Consider the following 10,324-nt stretch of genomic DNA (forward strand, 5'->3'; position numbering starts at 1 on the left):
CGCCGCGGTTCGCGAAATCGCGGCTAGCCGATTGTCCGACCGGTCGGTCAGTGCGCCGCGAATGGCCAGCGAATTTCGCCGTCGTTCGCCGCGGCCTCGTTCATGCAGTGCGGCGAATGCCGCCGGTACGTCCACGTCCGCGCTTGGCCTCGCGTTTTTCCATGAAGCGTAGGCAGAGATAAGTCACTCCGGAGACTACGGGAATCGCTGCGAAAAAGGCGCCGTAGGTGGTGACCAGCGACCATTCCATGGTCTTTGCCATGTCCGAAAACTCCGACATTCCGCCGATGCCGGCGAGGATGTTGATCGGCATGAAGGTGACCGTCATGATCGTCAGGCGCTCGATTTTCTTGTTGGCGTTGATGTTGATGCCGCTGTCGGTGGCGTCGAGCAGGAAGTTGATCTTGTTGAACAGGAAAGCGGTGTGGCCGTCGAGCGATTCGATGTCGCGCAGGATCTCGCGCACATCGGCATGTTGCGCCTCCGACAGCAGCTTGCCGCGCATCAGGAACGAGAGCGCGCGCCGGGTATCCAGCACGCTGCGGCGAGTGCGGCCGTTGAGATCCTCGGCCTCGGCGATGCCAGCCAGTATCTGGGAGGCTTCGACGTCGGTGATGTGCGACTGCAGGACCTGCGTGCCGACTTTTTCGAGTTCGCCGTATACGTCCTCAAGGGCGTTTGCCGAATACTCGACGTCGGCGGCGTACAGATCGAGAAGAACATCCTTGCCGTCGCTGACGTAGCCGGGCCGGGTGCGCGCGCGTGCGCGCTGCAGGCGAAACACCGGAAGCTCTTCGGTGCGCACCGTAAACAGGATTTCGTTGTGCAGGATCAGCGCTACCGGGACGTTGCGCGATTCGTCGCGGGTATCGAGCAGGAAGTCGGAGTGCAGATGCACCTCGCCGTCGTCCTCAACGTAGAAGCGCGCGCTCGCTTCGAGGTCGGTGAGGCTGCTCGGGTCCGGGATCTCGACATCGAACATCTCGCCAAGCCAGGTGCGCATCTTCTTGGTCGGGGCAATCAGGTCCACCCAGATCGGATGCACGTCCTTCAGATCGTCGGGGCCATGCACCTGGATCTGGCGCAACTTGCCTTCGCGCAACTCGAAAGCGGTGATCACCGTCTTCTCGTTGCGGTAGTGGCTGTCGTCGATCAGTTCTTCGAGAACGTCGTCGGAGAGCAGTGCCAGGATCGGGTCGGCCCCTTCCTTGACTTCATCCCAGACAACCAAGCGCTCGTTGGGCTCGAGCGATTCGAGAATGTAGGCGATTTCCTTCGCCGGCATCCGCTTGAGCTTGTCGCGAAGCTCCTTGCGATATTGCTGTTGAATCTCCGGGTCCGGTTCGTTCTGGCTGTGTGCATCCGGGTCGGGGACGAGGTCTTCGACCAGTTTTTGCAGGGAGAGCAGCGAACGCACCTCGGTCAGGTGAACGTCGGCGATGCCCTTGCGCGGTTCCATGCTGGATGCATTCGATTTCTTTTCTTCGCCCATCTTGCCAATCTCCCGTTGACTGCCTCGCAAAGCGCGAAATTCTAGCACGGCCGGATGAGCCGGGGGAAGACGCCAGGCGTCTTTCCTGTGCAAATGCAGGAGCTTGCGATCGGTCTCGGCAAACCCGCGGTGTCGACACGCATGCCCTCCCACGGGCACGGCCCGGCATCAGGATCGCGAATCCGGCGCGCGCTGGGACGAATCTTCTCGGTTACATGCGAAGCAGATGAGCAATGCGGAAATGCTTATCTGCACTGCACCTGATGCGGAATCGTCGGCGCCGAAATGGAGAATTTCCAGGTATCGAGGAGCGGATCGGTGACCAGGGCGTTGGCTTTCAGGTAGAGATTTCCGTAGCCGTCGAATTCACGTCCGAGATTGCCCTGAATCCGGCCTTCCTTGTTGCACACCAACCAGAACGTTCCCTGCGCGCTGGTATCGCCGCGGGCGAAACTGACGATCACCGATGCGAGCACCGGGTCGAAATCCCAGGTCTTGTTTTCACGAACCAGAAAGGCGACAGAAAAATCCTCCTGTGCCGGTATCGAGAGCTTCGCGGTCAGCGTGTAGAGCTTCCTGTCGGCTTCGGTCCACGCTCTTCTCGGCGGTCCTGCCCATTTCGGGTCGTAACTCCTTCCGTCCTCCGGGGCGAAATCGGCAGCAATCAGCTTGACCGAAGTCTCTCCCGGTGCTTGCGTGACCTGTGCCAGCGCGTGGCCGGCAAAGGTCGTCAGAGCCATCGTCGCCAATGTCAAACAAGGTCGTACCATTTCTGCCTCCTGTCGTGGGAACTGTTGCCAGCGGACGAGCGAGGATCCTGCGCTGGTGCTTGCATTTCACGCCCGTGCGTGCGGCGCTCAGTTGAGACCATAGATCGCAGTGGCGATGGCGAAATAATTGAGCACGCCGAGGACGTCGATGGCGGTGGTGACGAATGGTCCAGTCGCGATTGCCGGGTCGATCTTGAGCCGGTGAAACATCATTGGCAGCACGACTGCGAGAACGGCCGCTCCGGTCATGTTGCCGAAGATCGTCAGGCCAACGACCTGGCCGAGTTGAAGACTGTGGTGGACGAAATAGCCGAAAAGGGCAAGGCTGCTGCCGTATAGCGCGCCAAGGATCGCGCCCACGCGCAGTTCCTTGAACAGGAAGCGACCGGTGTGGTGCAGATCGATCGCGCCCGTCGCCAGACCACGCACCGCGACGGTCGCCGACTGCACGCCGACGTTGCCCGCCATGCCCATGATCACCGGGAGGAAGGCACTCAGCGCGAGCACCTTGGCGAGAATTCCTTCGAAGTGTTCGATCACCCCGGTCGCGGCCAGTCCGCCACCGAACGCCGCCAACAGCCAGGGCAGACGAATGCGGGCGATGCGGAACGGCGAGTGGGTGAGAATCTCCGACTCGCTGGTACCCGCCATCCGCAGCATTTCCTTGGTGGTTTCGCTCTGGATGACGTCGAGTACGTTGTCCACCGTGACCGCGCCGACCAGTACGCCATCGGCATCGACTACCGGCAGCGCGAGCAGGTTGTGCTTGTCCACCAGACGAGCAACCGCTTCCTGTTTGGTATCGGTCGTCACCTTGATGGTTTGCGTGTTCATCAGCTCTTCGAGCCGTGCGTTCGGCGGAGCCAGCAGCAGTTGTCGCAGTGAAATCACGCCTTCCAGGCGGCCGCCAAAACCGGTGACGTAGAGGTAGAAGACCGTATCCTGTTCCTCGCGGCTGCGGATTGCCTGGATCGCGTCTTCGACCGGGGTGTCCAGCGGCAGCGAGAAGACGTCGGTCGTCATGATGCCGCCTGCGGTGTCGGGGGCATGGCGCAACAGGTTCTCGACGTCCTCCTGGTCGTCCTTGGGCAGGATCGCCAGCAAACGGTCGCGCTGCGTTTCGTCGAGCGCGCCCAACAGGTCGGTCAGGTCTTCGGGAGTCAGGTAGAGGACCAGTTCGGAGAGCACCGCCGGAGGCAATTCGGTCAGCAGATGCTCGCGCAACTCGGGCGAAACCAGCTTGAGCACTTCGGCAGCGACTTCCTTTTCCTGGATGTCGCAGAAAACCCCTGCCGAGTGGCTCCTGGTCAGCGCTTCGAGAATTCTCGCCAGATCATCGGGAGCAATCTTGGCCAGCATCCTCTTCAGCGAACGGTGCGCGCTGTAGTCGTAGAGGCGGCCAATCGTTTCGACCAGCAGCTTCTCTTTCGAACTTTCTTCGTCTTCCGGCTTGGGCGACTTGCCCTCGGTATCTATGAACATGGTCTGACTCCCATTGACTGTGGAATTGCCCGGCGGGGCAAGATCAAACAGTGTGCTCCCTTGAGTGAGCTAGGCTTATAACACAAAGTGACCTCTTTGAAACAAGATCATGACAACGAGGAGTGCCCGCAAGGCGGCGAACCCGGTGTCCGCCATCTTCGCGCCTCGGCCCGTCCGACCAGTCCGCGCGGCAGCGTACGCCTGCGCCAGCGTCTTGTCGGCGGCGCTCGCGGTCGCGAGCGGTGCTGTCGCTTGACTTGCCTTTCGAGGGAACTACACTTGTTTTCCACAAAAAGGAAAACCGCATGAGTTCCCAGTTCGACCTGCTCCATACCCGCCGCTTCGCCCCTTTTTTCGGCACGCAATTTCTCGGGGCGTTCAACGACAACCTGTTCAAGAATGCGCTGGTTGTGCTGCTGACCTTCCACGCCGCCAGCTGGACGACGATGTCCCCCGAAGTGCTGAGCAACGTGGCAGCCGGAATTTTCATGCTACCGTTCTTCCTGTTCTCGGCGACGGCCGGGCAACTGGCCGACAAGTACGACAAGGCGAAGCTCGCGCGACTGGTGAAGCTGCTCGAAATGGTCATCATGGCCGTCGCCCTGCTCGGCTTTTCGACGCAGAGCCTGGAGGTTCTGCTCACCGCGCTGTTCCTGCTCGGCCTGCATTCGACACTGTTCGGGCCGGTGAAATACGCGATCCTGCCGCAGCACCTGCGCGAGGACGAACTGGTCGGCGGCAACGCGCTGGTCGAAGCCGGCACCTTCGTCGCCATCCTCATCGGCACGCTCGCCGGTGGGCTGTTGGCCGGCGCCGCCGGACATCCGAATTGGGTGGCGATGGCCGGCTTGCTGGTCGCCGCGCTCGGCTATCTGTGCAGCCGCGGCATTCCGACTGCGCCGCCACCCGTTCCGGAACTGGTCGTCAGCCTCAATCCGCTGTCGGAAACCTGGCGCAACATTGGCTTCGCGCGTCAGAACCGCACCGTCTTCCTCTCCATCCTGGGCATTTCCTGGTTCTGGTTATATGGCGCGCTGTTTCTCGCGCAGTTTCCCGCCTACGCCAAGAACGTCCTCGGCGGCAGCGAGACTTCGGTGACGCTGCTGCTGGCCGTCTTCACAGTCGGCATCGGACTCGGCTCGCTGCTCTGCGAGAAGCTGTCCGCGGGGCACGTCGAAATCGGTCTCGTCCCGTTCGGTTCCATAGGTCTCACACTCTTCGGCGTCGACCTCGCCTTTGCCTCGCCCTCGCTGCTGCCGGCCGGCGCGCCGCTGACACTGACCGGCCTGTTGGCGCTGCACAGCACCTGGCGAGTGCTCTTCGATCTGCTGGCGCTCGGTCTGTTCGGCGGCTTTTTCATCGTGCCGCTGTACGCGCTCATCCAGTTGCGCAGTCCGCCCGAACAGCGGGCGCGAATCATTGCCGCCAACAACATCCTGAACGCGCTGTTCATGGTCTGCGGCGCGCTCGCGGCGGCCGGCATGCTTGGCAACGGAGTGACGATCCCGGCACTGTTCGGCATCGCCGCGCTATGCAATGCCGCGGTGGCGGTCTACATCTACAGCCTGGTGCCCGAGTTCATGCTGCGCTTCATTGCCTGGCTGCTGATTCACTCGGTCTATCGCCTGCGCCAGCAGGGCATCGAGAACATCCCGGAGGAGGGGGCCGCGGTACTCATCTGCAATCACGTCAGCTTCGTCGACCCGATCGTCATCGCCGCCGCCAGCCGGCGGCCGATCCGCTTCGTCATGGACCACCGCATCTATCGCACGCCGCTGATCCGATTTGTCTTCCATCACATGCACGCGATTCCGATCGCCCCGGCGAGGGAGGACGCGGCGATGATGGAAGCGGCCTTCGAGCAAGTGGCAGAAGCGCTCGAGGCCGGCGAACTGGTGGCGATCTTCCCCGAAGGCAAGATCACCGATACCGGCGAACTCCATCCATTCCGCCCCGGCGTGCAGCGCATCGTCGGCCGCACGCCGGTGCCGGTGATCCCGATGGCCCTGCAGGGCCTGTGGGGCAGTTTCTTCAGCCGCAAGGACGGGCCGGCGATGAGCAAGCCGCTGCGCCGCGGCCTGTTCTCGAAGATCGCGCTGGTCGTCGGTTCGCCGGTCCTGCCCGAATTGGCCACTCCCGAGCATCTGCAGGCGATCGTCGCCGGGCTGCGCGGCGACTGGCGTTGAACAGTGGCCGCAGCCCGGCGCCGCCGGGCGGGGTGCCTCCCGTGTTGGCCGCGTTGCAGCCCGACGAGCGATTGGCACGCCAGCAGATCGACCGCCTGCTCGCCGCCGCCCGCTGAGCGGCGCAGGACGTCAGCGCGGCCGACCTGCACGCGGCACGCGGCGTGGCACTGCGGGAGTTTCCGCTTGCGGAGGGACACGGCACGGCCGACTACCTGCTCTACGTGGATGGCAAGGCCGCCGGGATCATCGAGGCCAAGAGGCAGGGTGCCACGCTCACCGGCGTCGAAGTGCAGTCGGCGCGCTACGCGCAGGGCCTGCCGCAGTCGCTGCCGGCCTGGCGCCGGCCGCTGCCCTTCGTCTATGAGTCGACCGGCGCCGAAACGCATTTCACCAGTGGCCTCGACCCCGAGCCGCGCGCCCGCAAGGTGTTCGCGTTCCATACCGCCGGAACGCTGGCGGACTGGCTCGCGCTCGGCCCCGGCCCCGCCGCCGCCCGCGCGGCCAACGAAACCCCGGCCGCGTACGAGCTGGGCACCTTCCTCGATCGCGTGCGCGCGATACCGCCGCTCGTCACCGAGTGGGGAGAGCACAAACTTTGGCCCGCCGAGATCACCGCGATCCGCAACCTGGAAAAGTCCCTCGCCGCGAACAAACCCCGCGCGCTGATCCAGATGGCCACCGGCAGCGGCAAGACCTTCACCGCCATCAGCTTCCTCTACCGGCTGATCAAGTTTGCCGGCGCGCGGCGCGTGCTCTTCCTGGTGGATCGCGGCAACCTGGGCCGGCAGACCAGGAAGGAGTTCGACCAGTACGTCTCGCCCATAAACAACTATAGGTTCGGCGAGGAATACATCGTCCAGCACCTCACCAGCAACCAGCTCGACAAGACCGCCCGCGTCTGCATCTGCACCATCCAGCGCATGTACTCGATGCTCAAAGGCGGCGAGTTGCCGGAGGAGGCGGACGGGAAATCCACCGAGCGCGTGGAGAGCCTGTTCAAGGAACCGGAGCCCATCGACTACAACCCGGCGTTCCCGATCGAGACCTTTGACATCATCGTCACCGACGAGGCGCACCGCTCCATCTACAAGCTGTGGCGCCAGGTGCTGGAGTACTTCGACGCCTACCTGATCGGCCTCGCCGCCACGCCCAACAAGCAGACCTTTGGCTTCTTCAACCAGAACCTGGTGATGGAGTACGGCCACCCGCAGGCGGTGGCCGACGGCGTGAACGTCAACTACGACATCTACCGCATCAAGACCGAAGTCACCGAGGCTGGCGCCACGGTGGAAGCCGGCTACTGGCTGCAGGTGCTGGACAAGCCCACCCGCGCCCGGCGCCTGAAGTTGGCAACTACGCAGCTCGACGACGACTTCGAGTACGCGCCCGAAGAGCTGGACCGCAGCGTGCAGACGCCCGACCAGATCCGCACCATCGCCCGCACGCTGCGCGACCGCTGGCAGAGCGACCTCTTCCCGCAGCGGCAGGAGCTGCCGAAGACGCTGGTCTTCGCCAAGGACGACAACCACGCCGAGGCCATCGTCGGCATCCTGCGCGAGGAGTGGGGCCGCGGCAACGAGTTCGCGCAGAAGATCACCTACCGCACCACGGGCAGCAAGCCGGAGGAGCTGATCAAGGCCTTCCGCACCAGCTACTACCCGCGCATCGCCGTCACCGTCGACATGATCGCCACCGGCACCGACATCAAGCCGGTGGAGATCGTCGTCTTCATGCGCAGCGTGAAGAGCCGCAGCTTCTTCGAGCAGATGAAGGGCCGCGGCGTGCGCGTGATCAAGGACGACGACCTGCGCGGCGTGAACCCCGGCGAGCACGTGCACAAGGACCAGTTCGTCATCGTCGACTGCGTGGGCGTGTGCGAGCGCGACAAGACCGACAGCCGGCCGATGGACCAGAAGAAGAGCGTGCCGCTGGACGCGCTGCTGCAGGCCGTGAGCCTGGGCAACGTGGAGCCCGAGGTGCTCTCCAGCGTGGCCGTGCGCCTGGCGCGGCTGGACGCGCAGCTCACCGACGCCGAGCGCGCCAAATTGGTGACGGAAGCCGGCGGCCAGGGCCTGAAGGAACTGTCGCGCGGCATCGTGCAGGCGCCGGACTCGCGCGAGGACAGCTCACCGCAGTAGACTGAGCACTTCGGCTACGCGCCGTTCGATCAATGCGGCGGGCTAGGGAGGGTGCGTCAGCTCTTCGGGGCGCTATTGCACTTCCCCTCAGTACAGAGAACCGGTCTGAGGAGTCGGCACGCTTGAACGCTCGGAAAGTCGACTTCGAGATCGGCGGGCGCGCGGCGAGTCCACGCCGCATAGGGAGCAGTAGGTGATGGCGGCCAACAAGCCAACGATGAAGATGCCCGAACTCTTGGTCTTTGCCAGGTTGTTCGTTGTTGGTCTCGTGGGTGCGGAGGTGTGCCGGGCGACTTTCTGCCTTGGCGCCGGATTCGCGCAAGAGCTGGACGACATTGCGCTCTGGGCGAAGGTCGTCGGAATCCTCGCCGGACTGGTGCTATGTCTGATCTATGCGGCCAAACGGGGTGCTTTCGTGGCCGCTGCGCGAATGGGCCGCAGTCTTCGACTTGACCTGCTGTTGGCGATAGTTGTCGGAGTCTGGTCCAACGAACTGGCTTCGCCGTGGCTCTCGAAGTTCCATGCGGCGCTGAAGTCGGCGGATCCTCACTGGGCGCCCGTCGTCTTTCTCCTTCTCTCCGTTGTGCTGTTGTCGCCCCTCATTCAGCACTACCGGCCAAGGCCGACAAGGATGCCTTCGCAGCTGTACTTCATTGCGGACGAGGAAATCGGCGACGAGAAGGACGATCTGCTGGCGAGCGAGGTTCAGGTAAAGTCGTTCGCAGAGACAGTTCTCGCAAGCGGTGCAAATTCAGGGCTGGTCTTTGGTGTCGACGGTCAATGGGGTGTCGGCAAGACCAGCTTCATCAACCTTGCTGAACGCTATTGGGAAAGCGCCGGGGACAAGGTCATCGTCTGTCGATTCGAGCCGCTCCGCTATGCCTCAGAGCCTGACCTTGCGGACCGCCTGATTCGGGACCTGACCGCCGCCATTCAAAGCAAGGTCTTCGCTCCAGAGTACAGGCCCGCAGCGTCCCGGTACTCCCGATTGATTAAGGGAAAGGCCGACGTTTCGTTCCTGGGCTTCAAGGTTTCAATGGAGCCCTCGCAGGAGACGGTCGATGAACTTCTCGATGACATTGACGAAGTCCTTCGCCGCATCGGCCGCCGCGTAATCATCGTCATCGACGACTTGGATCGCTTGGACGCGAAGACCACAACGTTCTGTTCGCAACGAGGCGCACGTTCAAGCTCTCTCAGGCTACCTATGTCCTCTACTATGACACAGAGGTCCTTGCGGGCGGCTGGGAGGAGGGGTCGAGAGCGCGCGAGTTCTTGGAAAAGTTTGTGACGGTCAAGCTGAGCCTCTTCGTCGACAGCTCTAGCCTTCGCAACTTTTTGCGGCGCGATTGGGAACGCGCAGAGAGCCAGCTGGGCTCTGTGCCCCCAGACACGATGGTCAAGCTTGGCGCTGTACTCAGCGAGTTGGCAGAAATTCTGGACGGTGAACTGGCTGCAAAGTACTTGCCTCTGGTTGGCGACATGCGGAAGTTGAAGCGTTTCGTCAACGCGATACTTCTCATGCAGATTGAGAAGACCAATTTAGGCCGGACTGACTTCAACAGACGAGACCTCATCAACCTCATGCTGCTGCATCTGAACTACCCTGGTTTGTTCAGACAAATTTACGCCGAAGAAACCGAGGGACGCAGCGGCACCTTCTCTGTGCGTCGCGAGTACGGAGAGAGCGAGTTCAAGAACTCCGAGGCGTTCTCGAAGGCGGTGGCGGAACATCAAGGTTCAGCACGATTCCTACTGACTCAGCTGTTTGAGGTTGAAGCGTTGGACCTTGGAGCCCGCACCGAAGTCGAAGAGGCCGTACTCAGGTCGCGCGCGTGCTTCAATTTTGAGGAACTCAGGAACCTGGAGAGTTACCTGAAGCTCATCGTGCGCTTCGCGACACCCGAGCCGCAGCAGACATTTGTGCTGTACCAAGATGCCGTGGAACGGGTCCGGAAGGGCACTTCCATCGCTTCAGTGCTCACATCGCCGGATTTTGATTTGGGGCAAGGAGAGCATGCGCACGACCAGTTCTGGAGGGTGCTCGTTAATCAATCTCATAACTTCACAGGCATCCTTGCCCACGAGGCCATTGAGACGCTTATTGAGTACCTGCCGCGTTACTCAGCGTTCGAGAGCGACGATCGTGGACTGCGACAGCTGCGGTGGTTTCGGTCGTCTGGACAGCCACCGGGGTGGAATAAGCTAAGGCTGGTGGTTGGGTGAGGGTTTTGACGTTCCCGGATTTTATCCTGA

The 10,324-nt window shown here is 62.4% G+C and carries 5 protein-coding genes and 1 pseudogene; 3 read left to right on the forward strand and 3 right to left on the reverse strand.

All coding sequences use genetic code 11. The features are described 5' to 3' along the window. Positions 1-100: 100 nt before the first annotated feature. The 3 genes from NFV80_RS15445 to mgtE all read right to left on the reverse strand — a co-directional run bounded on the left by NFV80_RS15445 (position 101) and on the right by mgtE (position 3,744). On the reverse strand, positions 101-1,459 hold the full coding sequence (locus NFV80_RS15445) for a CorA family divalent cation transporter (RefSeq protein WP_295330072.1): 1,359 nt from the start codon (positions 1,457-1,459) through the stop codon (positions 101-103). A gap of 278 nt (positions 1,460-1,737) precedes the next feature. Then, a complete protein-coding gene (locus NFV80_RS15450; RefSeq protein WP_296759247.1) occupies positions 1,738-2,262 on the reverse strand; it encodes a hypothetical protein in 525 nt (174 codons plus the stop codon). 87 nt (positions 2,263-2,349) lie between these two features. Continuing rightward, positions 2,350-3,744: a magnesium transporter gene (mgtE, locus tag NFV80_RS15455; RefSeq protein ID WP_295330076.1), complete on the reverse strand. Its 1,395-nt coding sequence runs from the start codon at positions 3,742-3,744 to the stop codon at positions 2,350-2,352. 305 nt (positions 3,745-4,049) lie between these two features. Here mgtE and NFV80_RS15460 point away from each other — a divergent pair, with 305 nt between their 5' ends. The 3 genes and pseudogenes from NFV80_RS15460 (at position 4,050) to NFV80_RS15470 (ending at position 10,294) form a co-directional block, all read left to right on the forward strand. Beyond that, positions 4,050-5,930 (forward strand): MFS transporter, encoded by a 1,881-nt coding sequence (locus NFV80_RS15460; protein ID WP_295330078.1) that lies wholly within the window; start codon positions 4,050-4,052, stop codon positions 5,928-5,930. A 161-nt stretch (positions 5,931-6,091) separates the two neighbouring features. Continuing rightward, entirely contained in the window at positions 6,092-8,068 is a 1,977-nt protein-coding gene (locus NFV80_RS15465) for a DEAD/DEAH box helicase family protein (protein ID WP_296759251.1), read from the forward strand. 631 nt (positions 8,069-8,699) lie between these two features. After that, a pseudogene (locus tag NFV80_RS15470) lies at positions 8,700-10,294 on the forward strand (KAP family NTPase). Positions 10,295-10,324 lie beyond the last annotated feature (30 nt).

The sequence above is a fragment of the Accumulibacter sp. genome (assembly GCF_023806565.1).
GTDB lineage: Bacteria > Pseudomonadota > Gammaproteobacteria > Burkholderiales > Rhodocyclaceae > Accumulibacter.

What these genes read in the sequence shown, in the direction of transcription:
- NFV80_RS15445 (WP_295330072.1), bottom strand. Translation starts at nt 1,459, where the DNA reads ATGGAACCGCGCAAGGGCATCGCCGACGTTCACCTGACCGAGGTGCGT.
- NFV80_RS15450 (WP_296759247.1), bottom strand. Translation starts at nt 2,262, where the DNA reads ATGGTACGACCTTGTTTGACATTGGCGACGATGGCTCTGACGACCTTT.
- mgtE (WP_295330076.1), bottom strand. Translation starts at nt 3,744, where the DNA reads ATGTTCATAGATACCGAGGGCAAGTCGCCCAAGCCGGAAGACGAAGAA.
- NFV80_RS15460 (WP_295330078.1), top strand. Translation starts at nt 4,050, where the DNA reads ATGAGTTCCCAGTTCGACCTGCTCCATACCCGCCGCTTCGCCCCTTTT.